This is a genomic window from Pseudomonas sp. XS1P51 (assembly GCF_054897845.1).
The window spans coordinates 4,219,253-4,238,143 of the sequence record NZ_CM142707.1; the positions used below are offsets into that span (position 1 = coordinate 4,219,253).

An 18,891-nucleotide genomic window follows, 5' to 3' on the forward strand; every position below is an offset into this window, starting at 1 on the left:
ATCATGCGTTACGCTCACCCCGGTACTGAAGGCGCTATCGTTTCGTTCAAGAGCAAATACGGTAACTACATCGGCGGCGAGTTCGTCGCGCCTGTCAAAGGTCAGTACTTCACCAATACCTCGCCAGTGAATGGCCAACCGATTGCCGAATTCCCGCGCTCCACGGCCGAAGACATCGACAAGGCTCTGGACGCTGCCCACGCGGCCGCCGATGCCTGGGGCGCCACGTCCGCCCAGGCGCGCTCGCTGGTGCTGCTGAAAATCGCCGACCGCATCGAACAGAACCTGGAAGTCCTGGCGATCACCGAGTCCTGGGACAACGGCAAAGCCGTGCGTGAAACCCTCAACGCCGACATCCCGCTGGCGGCGGACCATTTCCGCTACTTCGCTGGCTGCATTCGCGCCCAGGAAGGCAGCGCGGCCGAAATCGACGGCAACACCGTGGCGTATCACATTCATGAACCGCTGGGCGTGGTCGGGCAGATCATCCCATGGAACTTCCCGATCCTGATGGCCGCCTGGAAACTCGCCCCGGCCCTGGCTGCCGGTAACTGCGTCGTGCTCAAGCCTGCCGAGCAAACCCCGCTGGGCATTACCGTACTGATGGAGCTGATCGGCGACCTGCTGCCGCCGGGCGTGCTGAACGTGGTGCAAGGCTTCGGCAAAGAGGCCGGCGAAGCACTGGCCACCAGCAAACGCATCGCCAAGATCGCCTTCACCGGCTCGACCCCGGTCGGCTCGCACATCATGAAATGCGCTGCCGAAAACATCATCCCGTCCACCGTGGAGCTGGGTGGCAAGTCGCCAAACATCTTCTTCGAAGACATCATGCAAGCCGAACCGACCTTCATCGAAAAAGCTGCCGAAGGCCTGGTGCTGGCGTTCTTCAACCAGGGCGAAGTCTGCACCTGCCCTTCCCGTGCCTTGGTGCAGGAATCGATCTACGACGAGTTCATGAAAGTGGTCATGAACAAAGTCCTGCAAATCAAACGTGGCGACCCGCTGGACACCGACACCATGGTCGGCGCCCAGGCGTCCGAGCAGCAATTCGACAAAATCCTTTCGTACCTGGAAATCGCCAAGGGCGAAGGCGCCGAGCTGCTGACCGGCGGCAAGGTAGAAAAACTCGAGGGCAACCTGGCGACCGGCTATTACATCCAGCCGACCCTGCTCAAGGGCACCAATAAAATGCGTGTGTTCCAGGAAGAAATCTTTGGCCCGGTGGTGAGCATCACCACCTTCAAGGACGAAGCCGAAGCCCTGGCCATCGCCAACGACACCGAGTTCGGCCTGGGCGCCGGTCTCTGGACCCGCGACATCAACCGCGCCTACCGCATGGGCCGCGCCATCAAGGCCGGTCGTGTGTGGACCAACTGCTATCACCTGTACCCGGCGCACGCCGCGTTCGGTGGTTACAAAAAGTCCGGCGTCGGTCGTGAAACACACAAAATGATGCTCGATCACTATCAGCAGACCAAAAACCTGCTGGTGAGCTACGACATCAATCCGCTGGGCTTCTTCTAAACCTTGTAGGAGCGAGCCCACTCGCGATGGACGCAAGGGCACCGCGTGCGTCCAGACAGTCTTCGTCATCGTTGACGTCCTTCGCGAGCAAGCTCGCTCCTACAGGTCTTCGCGCCAACCCGGCAGCTACGCCGGTCAAAAACAATAAGAACAGGTGAACCCCTATGCCTAGCGATCAAGCCAGCGTGCAGCCGGCTACCTCCTCCGTCGACTTCGAAAAAGTCGGCTCCGATTATTTCCAGCAACGTGAACTGAAAAAAGGTGCGGCAGGCTGGGTCCTGCTGGTCGGCCTCGGTGTGGCCTACGTCATCTCCGGCGATTACGCCGGGTGGAACTTCGGCCTGGCCCAGGGTGGCTGGGGCGGCATGTTTCTCGCCACGTTGCTGATGGCAACCATGTACCTGTGCATGTGCTTTTCCCTGGCGGAACTGTCGTCCATGATCCCTACCGCCGGCGGCGGCTACGGTTTTGCCCGTAGCGCATTCGGGCCGTGGGGAGGGTTCCTGACCGGGACTGCGATCCTGATCGAATACGCCATCGCCCCGGCGGCGATCGCGGTGTTTATCGGTGCCTACTGCGAGTCTCTGTTCGGCATCGGTGGCTGGATGATTTACCTGGCGTTCTACATCATCTTTATTGCCATCCATATTTTCGGCGTCGGTGAAGCCCTCAAGCTTATGTTCGTCATCACCGCCATCGCCGCTCTGGCGCTGGGCGTGTTTCTGGTGGCGATGGTGCCGCACTTCAACGTCGCCAACCTGCTCGACATCCCGGTGACCGAAGCCAAGGGCGCCAGCAGCTTCCTGCCCTTCGGCTACGTCGGCGTGTGGGCGGCAATTCCCTATGCGATCTGGTTCTTCCTCGCTGTCGAAGGCGTACCGCTGGCAGCAGAAGAAACCAAAAACCCGAAACGCGACCTGCCCCGCGGGCTGATAGGCGCCATGCTGGTGCTGGTGAGCTTTGCCCTGCTGATTCTGGTGATCGGCCCGGGCGGTGCGGGCGCCAACGCCCTGCTGACCTCGGGCAACCCGCTGGTCGAAGCACTGAGCAAGGCCTATGGCGGCTCGACCTGGATGGGCCACTTCGTCAATCTGGTGGGTCTGGCTGGCCTGATCGCCAGTTTCTTCTCGATCATCTACGCCTACTCACGGCAGATCTTCGCGCTGTCCCGCGCCGGCTACCTGCCGCGCAAACTCTCCGAGACCAACAAAAGCAAGGCGCCTGTGCTGGCGTTGATCATTCCCGGCATCATCGGGTTCGGCTTGTCGCTGACCGGTCAGGGTGACTTGTTGATTCTGGTAGCGGTGTTCGGCGCAACCATCTCCTACGTCTTGATGATGGCGGCACACATCACGCTGCGCATTCGTCGCCCCAAAATGGATCGCCCATACCGCACGCCGGGCGGTGTCTTCACCTCGGGCGTCGCGCTGGTGCTGGCTTGCATCGCCGTGGTGGCAGGGTTTCTAGTGGACCCACGCGTGGTGATTGGCGCTGCGATCATCTATGGAGTGTTAATTGCTTACTTTGCCTTCTACAGTCGGCATCACTTGGTAGCAGGCACGCCCGAAGAAGAATTCGCGGCCATTCAGAATGCTGAAAAAGCCCTGCACTGACGGCCAGAAATCACGGCGCAGGCCTTGTCTGCGCCGTCACGGAGAATCTGTATGGCTAGTTTTGCTCACACTGTCGGCGTCCAGACCTACCGTTTCGACAGCCTCAAAGAGGTCATGGCCAAGGCCAGTCCGGCCCGCTCCGGGGACTTTCTGGCGGGTGTCGCTGCGCTCAATGATGGCGAACGGGTGGCCGCGCAGATGGCGCTGGCGAACATCCCGCTCACCCACTTCCTGCAGGAAGTATTGATTCCCTACGAAGCCGATGAAGTCACCCGACTGATCATCGACACTCACGATAAACAGGCCTTCGCGGTCGTCAGCCACCTCACTGTCGGCGGCTTTCGCGACTGGCTGCTCAGCGACGCCGCCGACGAACAGAGCCTGCGGGCCCTCGCCCCCGGCCTGACCCCGGAAATGGTCGCCGCCGTGTCGAAGATCATGCGCGTGCAGGATCTGGTGCTGGTGGCGCAGAAAATCCGCGTGGTCACTCAATTTCGCGGCACCATGGGCCTGCGCGGTCGGTTATCCACCCGCCTGCAACCCAACCACCCCACCGACGAGCCGGCCGGGATCGCCGCTAGCATTCTCGACGGCCTGCTGTACGGCAACGGTGACGCGATGATCGGCATCAACCCGGCCACCGACAGCATCGCCTCGATCTGCGCCATGCTGGAAATGCTCGACGCGATCATTCAGCGCTACGAGATTCCGACCCAGGCCTGCGTACTGACCCACGTCACCACGTCGATTGAAGCGGTGAATCGCGGTGTCCCACTGGACCTGGTGTTCCAGTCAATCGCCGGCACCGAAGCGGCCAACGCCAGTTTCGGTATCAACCTGAACGTGTTGCAGGAAGGCTACGACGCCGGTTTGAGCCTGAATCGCGGCACGCTGGGCCAGAACCTGATGTATTTCGAGACCGGCCAGGGCAGCGCCTTGTCGGCCAACGCCCACCACGGCATCGATCAACAGACCTGCGAAACCCGCGCCTACGCCGTGGCGCGACATTTCAAACCGTTTCTGGTGAACACCGTCGTAGGATTCATCGGCCCGGAATACCTCTACAACGGTAAGCAGATTATCCGTGCCGGCCTCGAAGACCACTTCTGCGGCAAGCTCCTTGGCGTGCCAATGGGCTGCGATATCTGTTACACCAACCACGCCGAAGCCGACCAGGACGACATGGACACCCTGCTGACCCTGCTGGGCGTGGCCGGGATCAACTTCATCATGGGCATCCCGGGCTCCGATGACATCATGCTCAACTACCAGACTACCTCGTTTCATGACGCGCTCTATGCCCGTCAGACCCTGGGTCTGAAACCCGCACCGGAGTTCGAACAGTGGCTGGCAAGAATGGGCATTTTCACCCAGGCGGACGGCAAGATTCACTTCGGCAACAACCTGCCGCCGGCGTTCCGCCAGGCCATGGCGCAATTGGGATGAGTGTTGTGATGGATAAACCACCTGTTGATCCACAAAACCCGTTGCTGGCCCTGCGCCGCCTGACCCCGGCGCGGATCGCCTTGGGCCGTACGGGCACCAGCATGCCAACCAGTGCGCAACTGGATTTCCAGTACGCCCACGCCCAGGCTCGGGATGCCGTGCATTTGCCATTCGATCATGCCGGGCTCAGCTCGCAACTGGCCGAGTGCGGGCGCGAAAGCTTGTTGCTGCACAGCGCGGCCAAGGATCGGGACAGTTATCTACAACGCCCCGATTTGGGGCGAAAGTTAAGTGATGAGTCGGCGCAGACCTTGCGCAATCATGCATCGGCCAATCCCGGCGGTGTCGACTTGGCGATTGTTGTCGCCGATGGCCTGTCGGCGCTGGCCGTTCATCGCCATACCCTGCCGTTTCTGACGCGGATGGAAGAACAGATTGAAGCTGAAGGCTGGTCGGTGTCGCCCGTGATTCTTATCGAGCAGGGCCGCGTTGCCGTGGCTGACGAGATCGGCGAGCTGCTGGGCGCAAAAATGGTGGTCATCCTGATCGGCGAACGCCCTGGCCTCAGCTCGCCAGACAGCCTGGGGTTATATTTCACCTACAATCCCAAGGTCGGCCTGACGGATGCTTACCGCAACTGCATCTCTAACGTTCGGCTCGAAGGCTTGAGTTACGGCATGGCGGCACACCGTTTGCTGTATCTGATGCGCGAAGCCTGTCGGCGGCAGTTGTCGGGCGTCAATCTGAAGGACGAAGCGCAGGTTCAGACACTCGAGTCGGACACAGGTGCGGACATGAAAGGTAATTTCCTACTGAGCCCGCCGGATGCCTGAACCGTTTCCGCATTGCGTTTCTGCCCGGGTTTCAGGCAGGATCGAAACACGGCTGCCCGAGTGAGAACCGTTCGCCGTCAGAGCACGTGAAGACAGCCACTTGAAGACGAGACCTATCGATGCGGATTATTCAAGCGACCCTCGAACACCTGGACCTGCTGACCCCGTTGTTCGTCAAATATCGCGAGTTTTATGGTTCCCTGCCGTATCCGGACTCGTCCCGGGCGTTCCTCGAGAAACGCCTGCGTCGCAAGGAGTCGGTGATCTACCTGGCGTTGCCCGATGACGACGACAGCAAACTGATGGGTTTCTGTCAGTTGTACCCGAGTTTTTCGTCGCTTTCCCTCAAGCGCGTGTGGATCCTCAACGACATCTACGTCGCCGAAGACGCCCGACGCCAGTTGGTCGCCGACAACCTGATCCGCACCGCGAAGAAAATGGCCAAGGAAACCAACGCCGTGCGCATGCGAGTTTCCACCAGCAGCAACAACGAAGTGGCGCAGAAAACCTATGAATCCATCGGGTTCAAGGAAGACACCGAATTCAAGAACTACGTGCTGCCGATCAGTGACGAATTGTAACGTCCCAGAAAGATCGCAGCCTTCTGCAGCCCCTGTAGGAACTGCCGAAGGCTGCGATCTGTTCCTGAAAACGCCACAACACCTCGAAATCCCCCGCTACAAACTCGACGCGCTTTTCACTTGTCCGCCCGTATAATGCCGACCGTTCCGGCTTGTAAGAAAAACTACACTCGTCTGTAGGCTTTCACGAAGTCATCCGCACAGGCCTGCCGAGTCGGGCCGTCACCACAGGTGCCCTCCATGGATTTCAACCCGCTCGACCTTATCCTGCATCTCGATGTTTACCTCGACTTGCTGGTGAACAACTACGGGCCATGGATCTACGCCATTCTGTTTCTGGTGATCTTCTGCGAAACCGGCCTGGTGGTGATGCCATTCCTTCCGGGTGATTCCCTGCTGTTCATCGCCGGCGCCGTCGCCGCCGGTGGCGGCATGGACCCGGTGCTGCTCGGCGGCCTGCTGATGCTGGCGGCCATCCTCGGCGACAGCACCAACTATGTGATCGGACGAACGGCGGGAGAAAAGCTCTTCAGCAACCCGAACTCGAAAATCTTCCGCCGCGACTACCTGCAGCAGACCCACGACTTCTACGACAAGCACGGCGGTAAAACCGTGACCCTGGCGCGCTTCCTGCCGATCATCCGCACCTTTGCACCGTTCGTCGCCGGCGTGGCGAAAATGCCCTATCCGCGTTTCTTTGCCTTCAGCGTTCTCGGCACGATCCTGTGGGTTGGCGGTCTGGTGACCCTCGGTTACTTCTTCGGCAACGTCCCGTTCATCAAGCAAAACCTGTCGCTGCTGGTGGTGGCCATCATCCTGCTGTCGCTGGTACCGATGATCATCGGCGTCGTCCGCAGCCGCTTTGGCAACGCCGCGTCCAAAGCCCACCCGCGCTGATTCGCGATGTGGTCCCTTAGCGCCTGGCGTCGCCGGCGCATCCTGGCCAGGCACCCGATTGCCGACGACATGTGGCAGCGAGTGCGCCATCACCTGAGTTTTCTCGATGGCATCAGTGCCGCCGAAGACCAGTGGCTGCGCGAAGCCTGCGTGCTGTTCCTCGAAGACAAACACCTGACGGCCCTGCCCGGCGTCGAACTTCATCAGGAACAGCGCCTGCTGCTCGCCGCCCAGGCTCAACTGCCGTTGCTGCACCTGGGCGATCTGAACTGGTATCAGGGTTTCCATGAAATCGTCCTCTACCCCGACGATTTCCTCAGCCCCCAGCGTCATCGTGATGCCAGCGGTGTCGAGCACGAATGGGACGGCGAACACAGCGGCGAAGCCTGGCAACAAGGCCCGATCATCCTCGCCTGGCCCGGCGTGATGGCCAGCGGCGGCTGGGAAGGCTACAACCTGGTGATCCACGAACTCGCGCATAAACTCGACATGCTCAACGGCGACGCCAACGGCCTGCCGCCGCTGCATGCCGACATGCGGGTCAGCGAATGGGCCAAGGTCATGCAAGAGGCCTACGATGACCTCGACGGGCAACTGGAGCGCAATCCAGATGCCGAAACCGCCATCGATCCATACGCGGCGGAAAACGCCGCCGAGTTCTTTGCCGTCACCAGCGAATATTTCTTCAGCGCCCCGGATTTGCTGCATGAGGCGTATCCTCGGGTCTATGAGCAGCTGAAGCTGTTTTACCGCCAGGACCCGCTGGCCCGGCTGCGGCAACTTCTGGCCGAAGACCCGGTCTATCAGGCACACGACTAAGGTCTACACGACCTCTGGTCCATAGCGTCGACGGCGGAATATGCCTATAATCGCCGCCACTTTTTGGTCAATCCGGCCAAGTGTTTTTGGTCAACTAACGGGGGCACCGCCCAATGAGCTACAGCAAGATTCCGGCTGGCAAAGACCTGCCGAACGACATCTACGTCGCGATCGAGATTCCGGCCAACCACGCGCCGATCAAATACGAAATCGACAAAGACAGCGATTGCCTGTTCGTTGACCGTTTCATGGCCACCCCGATGTTCTACCCGGCCAACTACGGTTTCATCCCGAACACCCTGGCCGACGACGGTGACCCCCTCGACGTACTGGTCGTGACCCCTTACCCGGTTGCCCCAGGTTCCGTGATCCGCGCTCGTCCGGTCGGCATCCTGCACATGACCGACGACGGCGGTGGCGATGCCAAAGTCATCGCAGTCCCACACGACAAGCTGTCCCAGCTGTACGTCGACGTGAAGGAATACACCGATCTGCCTCCTCTGCTGCTGGAACAGATCAAGCACTTCTTCGAGAACTACAAAGACCTCGAAAAAGGCAAATGGGTGAAGATCGAAGGTTGGGGCGACGCAGAAGCGGCCCGCGCCGAAATTCTGAAGTCGGTTGCCGCCTATAAAGGCTAATCGCCGCTTCTCACGAACGGCTATAACGAAGAACCCCGGTTGATCCGGGGTTTTTTGTGCCCGCTTGAAAGGCGGATTAAACGAAAGGTTTATTGGCTGGTCACAACGGTGTTTTCTTGTTTAATTTTTACCAAAGACGTCTTACATCAGGACTTAAAATTCCCCCGAAATTTGAACGGTTCGTTGAACCAAAGCCTTATGCCGTGCCGTTAGACTCGTGTTTATGAAAAAGAACAAATCCTGCGGTGCACGATTCAAAATGCTCCTCGAAGAGGCAAAAATCACGACTACGGGATTTGCCGAATTCCTGAACATTTCAAAACCACAAAACGTTCATAACTGGTACACCCGCGGCGTGCCCGACTACCGCATGGAAGATGTTGCCAGAAGACTGTCCGTGAATAGCGAATGGCTGAAAACCGGCGATGGGCCTAAAGATGCCAAAGAACTGCGTCTGCTCGACGCATCGGGCAACACCTTCGACGCCCAGTCGATCCGGGGCACCTATCGGGTCATCGAGCCAGTCGATATAGAACTGCCCTTTTACAAAGAAACGGTCATCACGCCCGGCGCTGACAAAACCCATGTCGTCAAAGACCCCAGCGAATCGATCCGCCTGCCTCGCAGCGATCTCGACTCCCTGGAAATCATTCATGCCGATGCCATCTGCGCCCGCATGGTCGGCAACAGCATGGCCGAAAAAATTGAAGACGGCTCCATCGTCGCCATTGATCGGGGGCTCACGCAAATTGTCGATGGAGAGATTTATGCCATCGAGCACGATGGTATGTTGCGCATCAAATACCTGAGCCGGGTACCGGGCAACGCGATACGTATGCGCAGCCACAACAGCGCCGAGTACCCGGATGAGGTTCTCAGACCTCCGCAAATCGAAGAACAAAACATCAGGGTGCTGGGATGGGTGTTCTGGTGGTCGACCCTGAACAAACGCAGGCCGCCGTTGCCGTTCCTGTAATACCGCAGAACATTCGTCACGGACACGCCTGCACCATAGGCATCACGCAATCCCTGTGGGCTTGCCCGCGAAAACGATGGAACATTCACCTTCAAAACCCGGATCGGCTACCCGGTCCCGAGCAACCTGATAGCTCTACCACGCACACCAAGCTGGGAATTCCCCAAAAAAATCAGTATGCTGCGCCCCACATTTGCGCATCGACCCGCTCCGTGGCTCTGATCGCACCGACAAGGCAGATCACTTTCTCGCCAAGTCCCACAGCCGGACGCAAGATCCGGGTGTACGTTTTGAAGGCTGGCGCGGTTTACCAAAAATGAACCAAGCCAGTCCCCGAGAAGCCGGCCACAAGCCGGCTTTTTAATGCCCGAAAATCCCCGCTCGCCCTACCCTACCGCCACCCAATGCTCATCCCCCAAGTCCCGAAAACTCTGCACCGGGGCTTCAAATCCTTTCACTTTGATCGGGCTCGGTTGCTCAAACTCTTGCAGCAACGCCTTGAAGTCACGTTTGCGATCGACGTCGGGCATCGGCACGGCGCTTAGCAGACGCTTGGTGTAGGGGTGTTGCGGGTTGTGCAGGACGTGGTCGCGGCGGCCGATTTCGACGATCTGTCCGCCGTACATGACGGCGACGCGATGGCAAATGCGCTCGACCACGGCCATGTCGTGGGAGATGAACAAGTAGCTGAGTTGATGCTGCTCACGCAGGTGTTCGAGCAGTTCAAGCACCTGGGCCTGGACCGACACATCGAGGGCCGACACGGATTCGTCGGCGATGATGACTTTCGGGTTAAGTGCCAGCGCTCGGGCGATGCAGATGCGCTGACGCTGACCACCGGAGAATTGATGGGGGTAGCGATACATCGCATCGGCGGGCATGTCGACCTGGTGCAACAATTCGGCAACGCGCTCCTGTCGGTGAACCAGCGGCAGTTGGTCGTGTATCAATAGTGGCTCACCGACCAGTTCGAGGATGTTTTTGCGTGGGTTCAGGGCCGCGTAGGGGTCCTGGAACACCATCTGGATATCGCGCCGCACAGCTTGCAGGTCGGCGCCGTGCAGGCCGTTGAGCTCTTTGCCGAACAATTGCACGCTGCCCTGATAAGCCAGCATGTTCATCAGCGCCTTGCCCGTGGTGGATTTGCCGCAGCCACTTTCTCCGACCAGTCCCAGGGTTTCGCCCTGGCGCAGTTCAAAGTTGACCCCTTCCACTGCGTGCACTTGCCTGTCTTCTTCGAACCAGCCCATTCGAACAGGAAAACGCACGGACAAATCGCGCACCTGCAAAATCACCGGTTGTTCACTGATGTCATCCGGTTTGCCGGCGGTGCCCAGGACCGGCACGGCCGACAGCAATTTGCGCGTGTAATCGGCCTGTGGCTGGGCGAACAATTGGCGCACCGGTGCCTGTTCTTCGGTGCGACCACGGTTCATGACGACCACCTTATCGGCCATTTCCGCGACCACGCCCATGTCATGGGTGATCATCAGCAAGCTCGTGCCGTACACCTGTTGCAGCTCGCGCATCAGTTCCAGAATCTGTGCCTGAATGGTCACGTCCAGCGCGGTGGTCGGCTCATCAGCGATCAGGACTTTAGGCCGGCACAGCATGGCCATCGCGATCATCACACGCTGACGCATGCCGCCGGACAGTTCATGCGGGTATTGCTGCAGGCGTTTTTCCACCTGCGGCATGCGCACCGATTCGAGCATTTCCCTGGCCCGCAGCCGCAAGGCCTGACGCCCCAGAGGCTCGTGGCGGCGCAAGGTTTCTTCCAACTGCTGGCCGACGGTCATCAGTGGGTTCAGCGAAGTCATCGGCTCCTGAAAAATCATACCGATCTGCTTGCCGCGCAGCAGCTGCAACTCGCTCTCGGCCACGCCGATCAAGTCGCGTCCGCCGAATGTGATTGCACCCTCCGCCACCCGAACGGACTTGGGCAACAGCCCCATGATCGCCAGCGAAGAAAGCGATTTGCCGCTGCCGGACTCTCCGGCGATGCACAGCGTCTGGCCCGGATACAGGTCGAAGTTCAGGTTATCGACCACGCGCAGTCCGGTTGCCCCCAGACCGACGTCAATGGACAAGTGCTGCACCGACAGAATCGGCTGGGAGGTCCTGTTACTCATCAAAGCTCCTCACGATTGAAGCGGCTTACGTCACGCAGCTCGCGATGAAAACACATCAGGCAAACACGATTTTCGGGAAGTAGAACGACACCACCCAGTTGGGCAGATCGACGATTTCGCTGATGCGCAAATCGCCGCACACCGAGCACAGCATGTAGGCCTGTTCCGCCGGCATACCGTGTTCACGGCAGAGCCAGTCGATGGTATTGCTGACGGCCTGACGGGCGGCTTGCATCAGGTCCGGCCCGATGCCGGTGAAGGCTTCGTAGCCTGCACTGTCGAGGTGACGGGTGACGGGGCCGGGCGTGCTGAAACGGGGGGTCGCTAGCGGCGTATTTTTGATCAGGTCGAGCTGCACGACCACGTCCATGGCACTTTCGATAGCGGTGCCACACACCTCGCCATCACCTTGCGCCGCGTGGGTATCGCCGATCGACAACAACGCGCCACTGACCTCCACCGGCAAGTACAACGTGGTGCCGGCGGACAAATCACGGATGTCCAGGTTGCCGCCGACCCGGCGCGGTGGAACCACCGAATGCAAACCGGCCTGCGCCGGAGCGAGGCCGATCGTACCGGCGAACGGTTTGAGCGGCACTTTGGCGAAATCGCTGAATGCTGCCGGGGTCAAGTTGAGTTTGTCGTAATGCCACAGGGTCAAGGCCGGGTCCTTGAACTGGTCTGCGAGCAAGCCGAACCCCGGAATGTTGGCGGTCCAGCCGAAACCGCTGGGCTTGAAGCTGTCGATGGTGATTTTCAGCACATCGCCCGGTTCGGCACCTTCGATGAAAATCGGCCCGGTGACCGGGTTGATCTTGTCGAACGGTACGTTCGCCACATCCCCCACCACAGAGGCGGGGGTGAAAAAGCCGTTGGACGAATCGAGGCAGCAGAATTCGAGCATTGAGCCCGGCGTAACCCGGGCGGTCGGTTCGATGCTGTTGTCCCAGCCGAAGTGGCTGTTGACGCTGTGAATGGTCTTGACCAGGCAGTTCTGGCACATAAGGAGAAATCTCCGAGTAAAAGGCCACGCCGCTTGGGCGTGGCGACAGGCTGTCGTCGAACAAGCCGACAGCGCTTTATTTGAGGTAGATGTACTCGTAGTTGACCGGCACGTGGACCGGATCGACGTACAGTGCGTCGGCGCCGCCCATGCGCGAGGAGCGCACGGTGAACCGCTGTTCGTTGAAGATCGGTACCCACGGCGCATCGGCCATCACGTCGATAAAGATCTTCTTCCACAGGGCGGCGCGTTCAGCCTGCTGTTCCGGTTTGGCCATGCTGTCGGCCTTTGAAGCCAGCCCATCCAGGGTCTTGTTGCAGTACAGCGCCCAATTCCAGCCACCGTCGACCGCGCCGTCACAGCCCAGAATCGGCCCGTAGAAGTTCGAAGGATCCGGGAAGTCGGCAATCCAGGCCATGCCACCGGACCACACCATTGGCGCCTGGTCCTTGGAGCTGCCGGCTGCGATCACGTTGGCTTGCGCCAGGGATTTGATCTGCACACGGACGCCGATCTTGGCCAGGTCTTGCTGGATGGCCTGGGCGATACGCGGCTGCGGATCGGTATTCATCACATACAGCTCAGTGTCGAAGCCCTTGGCAAAACCGGCGTCGGCCAGCAGCTTTTTCGCCGCTTCGACATCGTAGGCGTAGCCTTTGTAATCCTTGTCGTAACCCGGCATGGCCGGCGGCAGCGGTTGATTGGCCGGGACTGCGCGACCATTGATGATGCGCACGATGCGATCCTTGCTGATCGCCATGTTCACTGCCTGACGCACCTTGAGGTTGTCGAATGGCGGCAACGTGGTTTTCAAGGTCAGGTAGCCGGTTTGCAGCTGGTTACCGGTCACCACCAGGTTCTTGAACTTCGGATCGTTCTTGAATTCCAGGAACTTGGCCGGCGGTACGCCGTCGCCCGCGATATCGACTTCACCTTTTTGCAAACGTAGCAGGGCGACCATCGGGTCCTGGCCTACTTCGAAGGTGATGGTGTCCAGGTGCGGTACGCCCGCCTTGAAATAGTTCGGGTTCTTCTTGAATACGATCTGCTGTCCGAGTTTCCACTCCGCCAGGCTGTAGCCACCGGTGCCGACCGGATGTTTGCCGAAGTCGGCGCCCCACTTCTCGACTTCTTCCTTGGGCACGACAGAGGCAAAGTTGATCGCCATGATGTGCAAAAAGGTCGCGCTCGCCTGCTTCAGGGTGATTTTGACGGTGTAATCGTCGACGACTTCAATACCCGACAGATGTTCAGCCTTACCGGTCGACATGTCCTCGTAACCCACGATCGGGCTGAAGAAGCCCGCGCCCGGGCTTTGGGTTTTCGGGTTGACGGTGCGCTCCAGGGAATACTTGACGTCGCTGGCCTTGAGCTCACGTCCGTTCTGGAACTTCACACCTTTTTTCAGGGTAAAGGTGTAAACGGTACCGTCCTCGGAAATGCTGTAGTCCTGCGCCAGGTCCTTGACCAGCTCCGTGGTGCCGGCCTTGTAGTCCATCAGGCCATCGAACAGGCTTTTGATCATCGACCAGTTCTGCCAGTCATACCCGATGGCCGGGTCGAGTGTGGCCACGTCGTTTTGATAGGTAATGACTGCGTTGCCACCGTCTTTCGCATTTGGATCGATGTCATCGGCCAGAAGATTCCCGGCGAACAACGTGGCCGCGATGGCCAAGGATAGTGCTTTGCGATTCATGCTCCAGCCCCCTTACCTATGTTGATGTTTTTAGTGTTTTTTGATGTCGATACGCGGATCGACCCACGGGATCACCAGGTCGGCGACCAGATTTCCCAGAACGATTGCCACCGCCGAAACCGTGGTCACCCCGACGATCACTGGAATGTCCACTTGCTGGATGGCCTGCCAGGTCAGTTGCCCGATCCCCGGCCAGCCAAAGACCGACTCGACCACCACCAGCCCGCCCATGAAGATGCCGATGTCGATGCCGATCATCGGGATCACCGGCACGATGGCGTTGGGCAGTACATGCCGCAGGACCACGCGCATCCGGCTCAAGCCTTTGGCGCGCGCCGTGCGGATGAAGTCCTGATGCAGCACGTCGATCATCGAAGAGCGCACCATGCGCGAGTACCAGCCACTGCCGAGAATCCCCAGGGTCAGCGCCGGCAACAGCAGGTGCTCGAACCCGCCATACCCCCCCAGCGGAAACCAGCCCAACTGCACGGCGAAGAAGTACAGAAACGACATCGCGGCAATGAACTGCGGGGCCGACACGCCAATGAACGAGAGCGCCATGAGCGCCTTGTCGGCCCAACTGTCACGACGTAGCGCCGCGATCACCCCCAGGGTGATGCCAATCAGCAGCTCGAAACCGATACCGGCGGCCATCAGCTCCAGCGACGGTCGCAGGCGTGAACCGATCAGCTCCGTCACCGGGCTACGCTGGATATAGGAACGCCCCAGATCCCCCTGCACCAGGTTGCCCAGGTAGTTGGCGTATTGCTGATAGAACGGCAGATCCAGGCCCAACTGCGCGCGGATCCCGGCCACCACTTCCGGCGTGGCGCTGCGACCGGCGATTTGCCGCGCAGGGTCGGCCGGCAGCATGAACAGCAGCAAATAGGTGATGAAGGTCACGCCAAGCAGAATCAGCAGCGAATAGCCGACGCGACGACTGATGAAGGCGAACATTCAACGTCTCCCTTGCAGGGTAGGATCGAGTTCATCGCGCAGGGCATCGCCAACCAGGTTGAAGGCCAGCGACAGCAGGACGATGGCAATACCGGGAAAGAACACCAGCCACGGCGCGGAAGTGAAGTAGGTCTGGCTTTCGAAAATGATGTTGCCCCAGCTCGGCGTCGGTGGCTGAACGCCCACGCCCAGGTACGACAGCGTCGCTTCGAGCAACACCGTGGTGGAAATACCCAACGTGGCCCAGACCAGAATGGTCGGTAGCAAATGCGGAAGCAGGTGCGAAAACAGAATGCGCAGCGAACTGGCACCCAAGGTTCGCTCCACCGCCACAAAGTCACGGGCACTCAGGGCGATGGTTTCGGAGTAGATCACTCGGGCAATCTGCACCCAGTTGACCATGGCAATCACCAACGCAACGATCCACACACTGGGCTGGAAAATCGCCGACAAGGCAATCGCCAACAGCAATGCCGGGAACGCCATCATCAAGTCGGTAAAGCGCATCAGCGTGCTGCCGACCCAACCGCGCAAAAAGCCTGCGCTCAAGCCGACCAGCGTACCGATCAGAACAGCCAGGCCATTGGCGACCAGCCCGATGAACAGCGAGGTCCGCGCCCCATAGATCAAACGCGAAAGCAAATCGCGGCCCAGCAGATCGGTGCCCAGCCAGTACGGCATGTCCGGTGGCAGCGGAGCACCTTCCATCGACAAGCCTTCGACAAACTGCTCGGACGGGTCATGCGGGCTCATCCACGGCGCAAACAAAGCCAACAGCACGACTATCACGATGTACAACAGCGAAAGCGCCACCGCCGGGCGGCGAATCAAGGCATGCAACAGCTTCATTTTCGCCCTCCACTTTGCTGGAAGTGATCCGCAGCCATGTCCGCGCACAAGTCATCAAGACTGCGGTTCAGACGCATCGACAGACCGCGCAGGCGTTCATAGGCCTCGCGCTCGTCCAGATGGTGCTCGACCATCAACCGCGCCAATGCCTGGGCCAACTGTGGACGCGCACCGAGGCGTTGCTGCAGTGCATCAATGGTCCGTGCATCGGTGTCCAGTCGCTCACGCAGACCGACTGCCATCATCAATGTGGTGTAGACCGAACCTTGAGTAATCGGCTTGTTCAACAACGCGGTCGCGCCCAGCTCAATCGCTCGCTGGATTTGCGACAGGGTTTCGTGGGGGGTCAACGCCACGATTGGCATGTTGGCGTTGTTGAGTCGCTGTAAGGTTGCAGGGCTGGCGAAATGTTCCAGCTCGACGATGGCGGCAAAGCAGCCTTCGAGCGAATCATCCGCGTCCTCGAACAACGCCTGCGGCGTGATGCCCAGGCGTTGCAGACTTTTCTGCAGATTGGCCAGGGTGCGCGGCTCGCAGTCGATCAACAGCAATCGGCCATTTTCAAAGTCCGGGCGTTTGAGCAGGCTCATTTGACGATCCTCAGGCGGGGCGCTGGCGCATGTGTGCGCAGGCTTTGGAATTCACTCAGGTCGGTAGCGGTCAGGTAAGGATCGGCAGGCAGCGAGCGTGCCTCGCTGTGCAAGACAACGAAGCGCCCCTCGCGTAGTTCGGCGATATGGCACGGCTGGTTGCTGTGGTTATTGCGCGCAGAAATGTTCAATGTGCCGAGCACGCTATCCTGCGGATGTTCGTACAGGTACTTGCAGATTTCATGAGGTTCGTCGCTGCCACACTGGCTCAGCGCCTGGGCGAACAGATGCATGGCGACGTACATGCCGGTGTAGTAATGCGAGAACGGATGCGATCCATGCTGCAGGCGCTGCTGCTGACTGAAGGCTTGATCGACATCTTCAAAAAACGGCCCGCACGACAACAGACGCAGGCTGCGCATGTCGCCGACTTCAGTCAGTTCGGCTTCGGTCAAATTGCAACTCAACACCGGTAGCCCCAGACCGACGACGTGACACGCCGCGTCCAACTGATGCAAGAAAGCGTAAGAGGATTCACCAACCAGATTGTTGAGAATGAACGCCGGCCTTTCCGTCAGCAGCGTCTGGATCAGTTCACTGAAGTGGGTCGCGCCCAGGTGCACATACTTTTCCAGCACCACATGACCACCTGCCACTTCGAGCACTTCTCGGGCGACGCGGTTGCTTTCCCAGCCCCAGATGTAATTCGAGCCGATCAGCGCGGCGTGTGTGCCAAACGTCTGCAAGGCGTACCGTAACAAGGGGATCAGCGTCTGATTCGGGCAGCCACCCAGATAGAGCACATTCTCGCTGCTCTCGAACCCTTCATACGGACAGGCGTACCACAGCAGACTGGAGTTCTGCTCCAGATCCGGAATGATCTCCTTGCGACTGGCCGACGTTGTAGTGCCGAAAATGTGCCGGATGCCGGCTTGCATCAACTGAACCGAACCTTCGCTGTACTTGTGCAAAAAACCTTGCGGATTGATGTGGGTGGCCCGCAAGACAAAATCGTAACGGGCATAGCCATTGATTTCCGCAAGTGCGTGCCTGGCCCCGGCCAAGGCGTTTTGCCCCATGCGTTGATAGGTCCCGTCGGTCGAGAGCAACAGCCCAACCTCAATCGTGCGGCGCATTTTTTTCACTCCAAAAAAAAACCTGATCGACCAGGGGACTGGTCGATCAGGCTTCATTACCTGGCGCTCGGGCGCGTTATGTAGACAAGACTTAAAGGCCGGGGCCGGGCTTGCTCGTTTCTATATCTATGAAAGAAGCGTGCCATTTTTGCCTGACAGCCAAGACCGGGGCTTTGGGTAATGAGCCAAGGCTGCTGCAGCACCGGGTTGGGGCGCATCTCTGGCCGAGCGCTTCGCAACGGCGCACACACAATGTGACAAATTTGCGCTGGCTCTGCGAGTGATTCGCGGGCACGGGTGTAACGTTAGTTCCCGCGCGCTCATCGTCGCCGTCACCCGGATGCGGCAAAACGAGACAACCCCACGGACCCGGACACTGGTCTCACGGATAACTAAACCCCTTAACCAACGTCAACTCCCCCACCGCCCGCATCGGCACCAGAAAAGTCTCCATCTTTTCGTTAGGCGTCCCTTCCTCCGTAATCACTGACACCTGCGCAGTCGTCAGCGGCTGAACCGCCTCCTCCTGCCCATCCTCATCACTGCGATACCCACCCCCGAAATAATTCACATACACCAGGTACTGCCCCTTGATCGGCGCCGGCATGGCGAAAATTTCCGGGCCATACCCCGTCGTCACGTCAACATCCAGCGCCGCACCGTTGGGAGCAACGCGGTCGCCGTACCAGATGTGCGCGCCATCAGGCGTGATCAGGTGCAAATCCAGATCCGTGCCGTCGCTGTCCCAGGCCAGTAAAACGCGAAGTTTGGCCGGGGTAGCACCGCCGCTGGCGTTGAGAAATTGCGTGCGATGGCGTTGTTGGCCGTCGGGGCTGCGTACTTCGACGCTGTTGCTGCCATTGGGAAACGAGAACGGCCGATCAAAACGGCCGGAGGGATCAATCTTCAGCGGCATGCTGACGCCGTTGACGATCAACCGGCCCGGCTCACCGGACTTCGGTGTGGCTTTGATCTGACCGGTGATGCGCGCGGTGTTGGCCTGCCCCACCGGCGTGTTCACCGAGGAAGCCGGGTAGTTGACCGTCTGACGAAAGCTTTCACCTTCGCCCTCAGCCGCACCGGTGCGCCAGCCACCAACAGGCGTATCAAGTTTGACGGCGCTATCCGCGGCAAACGCCGTCGGCAAGACACAAAAAGAGCAAAGGAACAGGAAGACCTGTGGATAACGGAGTTTCAT

17 protein-coding genes are annotated in these 18,891 nt (G+C 59.4%); 9 read left to right on the forward strand and 8 right to left on the reverse strand.

What is annotated here, in order from left to right:
• Nucleotides 1-3 precede the first annotated feature (3 nt).
• The 9 genes from exaC to ACYZUD_RS19725 all read left to right on the forward strand — a co-directional run bounded on the left by exaC (nucleotide 4) and on the right by ACYZUD_RS19725 (nucleotide 9,330).
• A complete protein-coding gene (exaC, locus tag ACYZUD_RS19685; protein ID WP_462019770.1) occupies nucleotides 4-1,524 on the forward strand; it encodes an acetaldehyde dehydrogenase ExaC in 1,521 nt (506 codons plus the stop codon).
• 164 nt (nucleotides 1,525-1,688) lie between these two features.
• Nucleotides 1,689-3,137, forward strand: coding sequence for an ethanolamine permease (gene eat / locus ACYZUD_RS19690; RefSeq protein WP_462019771.1), 1,449 nt, complete (start codon nucleotides 1,689-1,691; stop codon nucleotides 3,135-3,137).
• A gap of 51 nt (nucleotides 3,138-3,188) precedes the next feature.
• On the forward strand, nucleotides 3,189-4,583 hold the full coding sequence (locus ACYZUD_RS19695; protein WP_462019772.1) for an ethanolamine ammonia-lyase subunit EutB: 1,395 nt from the start codon (nucleotides 3,189-3,191) through the stop codon (nucleotides 4,581-4,583).
• An 8-nt stretch (nucleotides 4,584-4,591) separates the two neighbouring features.
• The gene (eutC, locus tag ACYZUD_RS19700) at nucleotides 4,592-5,416 is read left to right on the forward strand and encodes an ethanolamine ammonia-lyase subunit EutC (protein WP_462019773.1); all 825 of its coding nucleotides are present in this window, start codon (nucleotides 4,592-4,594) and stop codon (nucleotides 5,414-5,416) included.
• Nucleotides 5,417-5,535: 119 nt separating this feature from the next.
• Nucleotides 5,536-5,997 (forward strand): GNAT family N-acetyltransferase, encoded by a 462-nt coding sequence (locus ACYZUD_RS19705; RefSeq protein ID WP_462019774.1) that lies wholly within the window; start codon nucleotides 5,536-5,538, stop codon nucleotides 5,995-5,997.
• Between the two features lie 240 nt (nucleotides 5,998-6,237).
• The gene (locus ACYZUD_RS19710) at nucleotides 6,238-6,894 is read left to right on the forward strand and encodes a DedA family protein (RefSeq protein ID WP_462019775.1); all 657 of its coding nucleotides are present in this window, start codon (nucleotides 6,238-6,240) and stop codon (nucleotides 6,892-6,894) included.
• A 6-nt stretch (nucleotides 6,895-6,900) separates the two neighbouring features.
• The gene (locus ACYZUD_RS19715) at nucleotides 6,901-7,713 is read left to right on the forward strand and encodes a M90 family metallopeptidase (RefSeq protein WP_462019776.1); all 813 of its coding nucleotides are present in this window, start codon (nucleotides 6,901-6,903) and stop codon (nucleotides 7,711-7,713) included.
• 113 nt (nucleotides 7,714-7,826) lie between these two features.
• Nucleotides 7,827-8,354 carry an inorganic diphosphatase gene (gene ppa, locus ACYZUD_RS19720; RefSeq protein ID WP_462019777.1) on the forward strand — a complete coding sequence of 176 codons (528 nt, stop codon included), beginning with the start codon at nucleotides 7,827-7,829 and terminating at the stop codon, nucleotides 8,352-8,354.
• Between the two features lie 223 nt (nucleotides 8,355-8,577).
• Nucleotides 8,578-9,330, forward strand: a complete 753-nt coding sequence (locus tag ACYZUD_RS19725) for a S24 family peptidase (RefSeq protein WP_462019778.1) — start codon at nucleotides 8,578-8,580, stop codon at nucleotides 9,328-9,330.
• 386 nt (nucleotides 9,331-9,716) lie between these two features.
• Here ACYZUD_RS19725 and ACYZUD_RS19730 read toward each other — a convergent pair whose 3' ends face one another.
• The 8 genes from ACYZUD_RS19730 to ACYZUD_RS19765 form a co-directional block, all read right to left on the reverse strand.
• Nucleotides 9,717-11,462 (reverse strand): ABC transporter ATP-binding protein, encoded by a 1,746-nt coding sequence (locus ACYZUD_RS19730; RefSeq protein WP_462019779.1) that lies wholly within the window; start codon nucleotides 11,460-11,462, stop codon nucleotides 9,717-9,719.
• 55 nt (nucleotides 11,463-11,517) lie between these two features.
• Nucleotides 11,518-12,465, reverse strand: coding sequence for an acetamidase/formamidase family protein (locus ACYZUD_RS19735; RefSeq protein WP_462019780.1), 948 nt, complete (start codon nucleotides 12,463-12,465; stop codon nucleotides 11,518-11,520).
• Between the two features lie 76 nt (nucleotides 12,466-12,541).
• Nucleotides 12,542-14,161: an ABC transporter substrate-binding protein gene (locus tag ACYZUD_RS19740; protein ID WP_462019781.1), complete on the reverse strand. Its 1,620-nt coding sequence runs from the start codon at nucleotides 14,159-14,161 to the stop codon at nucleotides 12,542-12,544.
• A 30-nt stretch (nucleotides 14,162-14,191) separates the two neighbouring features.
• Nucleotides 14,192-15,118: an ABC transporter permease gene (locus ACYZUD_RS19745; RefSeq protein ID WP_462019782.1), complete on the reverse strand. Its 927-nt coding sequence runs from the start codon at nucleotides 15,116-15,118 to the stop codon at nucleotides 14,192-14,194.
• A complete protein-coding gene (locus ACYZUD_RS19750) occupies nucleotides 15,119-15,967 on the reverse strand; it encodes an ABC transporter permease (RefSeq protein ID WP_462019783.1) in 849 nt (282 codons plus the stop codon).
• On the reverse strand, nucleotides 15,964-16,557 hold the full coding sequence (locus ACYZUD_RS19755) for an ANTAR domain-containing response regulator (RefSeq protein WP_462019784.1): 594 nt from the start codon (nucleotides 16,555-16,557) through the stop codon (nucleotides 15,964-15,966). The genes ACYZUD_RS19750 and ACYZUD_RS19755 overlap by 4 nt, the downstream gene beginning before the upstream one ends.
• Nucleotides 16,554-17,693 carry a transporter substrate-binding protein gene (locus tag ACYZUD_RS19760; RefSeq protein ID WP_462019785.1) on the reverse strand — a complete coding sequence of 380 codons (1,140 nt, stop codon included), beginning with the start codon at nucleotides 17,691-17,693 and terminating at the stop codon, nucleotides 16,554-16,556. Before ACYZUD_RS19760 ends, ACYZUD_RS19755 begins: the two co-directional genes overlap by 4 nt.
• A 382-nt stretch (nucleotides 17,694-18,075) precedes the next feature.
• Nucleotides 18,076-18,891 (reverse strand): YfaP family protein, encoded by an 816-nt coding sequence (locus tag ACYZUD_RS19765; RefSeq protein ID WP_462019786.1) that lies wholly within the window; start codon nucleotides 18,889-18,891, stop codon nucleotides 18,076-18,078.

Coding starts and splice junctions, on each gene's coding strand:
- exaC (WP_462019770.1), top strand. CDS start 4: ATGCGTTACGCTCACCCCGGTACTGAAGGCGCTATCGTTTCGTTCAAG.
- eat (WP_462019771.1), top strand. CDS start 1,689: ATGCCTAGCGATCAAGCCAGCGTGCAGCCGGCTACCTCCTCCGTCGAC.
- ACYZUD_RS19695 (WP_462019772.1), top strand. CDS start 3,189: ATGGCTAGTTTTGCTCACACTGTCGGCGTCCAGACCTACCGTTTCGAC.
- eutC (WP_462019773.1), top strand. CDS start 4,592: ATGGATAAACCACCTGTTGATCCACAAAACCCGTTGCTGGCCCTGCGC.
- ACYZUD_RS19705 (WP_462019774.1), top strand. CDS start 5,536: ATGCGGATTATTCAAGCGACCCTCGAACACCTGGACCTGCTGACCCCG.
- ACYZUD_RS19710 (WP_462019775.1), top strand. CDS start 6,238: ATGGATTTCAACCCGCTCGACCTTATCCTGCATCTCGATGTTTACCTC.
- ACYZUD_RS19715 (WP_462019776.1), top strand. CDS start 6,901: ATGTGGTCCCTTAGCGCCTGGCGTCGCCGGCGCATCCTGGCCAGGCAC.
- ppa (WP_462019777.1), top strand. CDS start 7,827: ATGAGCTACAGCAAGATTCCGGCTGGCAAAGACCTGCCGAACGACATC.
- ACYZUD_RS19725 (WP_462019778.1), top strand. CDS start 8,578: ATGAAAAAGAACAAATCCTGCGGTGCACGATTCAAAATGCTCCTCGAA.
- ACYZUD_RS19730 (WP_462019779.1), bottom strand. CDS start 11,462: ATGAGTAACAGGACCTCCCAGCCGATTCTGTCGGTGCAGCACTTGTCC.
- ACYZUD_RS19735 (WP_462019780.1), bottom strand. CDS start 12,465: ATGTGCCAGAACTGCCTGGTCAAGACCATTCACAGCGTCAACAGCCAC.
- ACYZUD_RS19740 (WP_462019781.1), bottom strand. CDS start 14,161: ATGAATCGCAAAGCACTATCCTTGGCCATCGCGGCCACGTTGTTCGCC.
- ACYZUD_RS19745 (WP_462019782.1), bottom strand. CDS start 15,118: ATGTTCGCCTTCATCAGTCGTCGCGTCGGCTATTCGCTGCTGATTCTG.
- ACYZUD_RS19750 (WP_462019783.1), bottom strand. CDS start 15,967: ATGAAGCTGTTGCATGCCTTGATTCGCCGCCCGGCGGTGGCGCTTTCG.
- ACYZUD_RS19755 (WP_462019784.1), bottom strand. CDS start 16,557: ATGAGCCTGCTCAAACGCCCGGACTTTGAAAATGGCCGATTGCTGTTG.
- ACYZUD_RS19760 (WP_462019785.1), bottom strand. CDS start 17,693: ATGCGCCGCACGATTGAGGTTGGGCTGTTGCTCTCGACCGACGGGACC.
- ACYZUD_RS19765 (WP_462019786.1), bottom strand. CDS start 18,891: ATGAAACTCCGTTATCCACAGGTCTTCCTGTTCCTTTGCTCTTTTTGT.